We start from the raw sequence: 396 nt of genomic DNA, 5'->3' as shown, positions 1-396 counted from the left end.
ACGTGGTCCGATGGCCCGGACTAATGCTGGCGCGATCAGCATCGGAAAGGCGCCCAGCTTGATCTCCGGACACCCAAATTTCGCCGAATCGGCCGCGAAGGCGAAGTCGCAGGCGGCGGTCAGGCCACAGCCGCCACCGAGGGCGAGACCCTCGACGGCGGCGATCGTAATTGCCTCCACAGCTTCGAGTGCCGCCAGCATGTCCCGGAACTCCGTGGTGCCGTGGAATTGCTCGGAGGCGACGTCGGTCAAGGAGTCGTGGAACTGCGCAATGTCACCACCGGCACTGAAGGCGCCGCCGGCTCCTCTCAGCACCACCAGGCCCGCCGACCGCACGCCTTCGGACTGCAGTTCGGCCGTAAGCGCTCGGATCGCTTCATCGCTGAGCGGGTTTTT

At 65.7% G+C, this 396-nt stretch carries 1 protein-coding gene; it reads right to left on the bottom strand.

The annotated features are described in order from the left end of the window. A partial coding sequence (locus AC5RVV_RS18205) for an enoyl-CoA hydratase-related protein (protein WP_494002739.1) occupies nucleotides 1-396 on the bottom strand: 396 nt, incomplete at both ends.

This window comes from Arthrobacter sp. MDT2-34-1 (assembly GCF_059091365.1).
The sequence above is the reverse complement of the archived record's forward strand: the minus strand, read 5'-3'. Positions and strand labels throughout refer to the sequence as shown.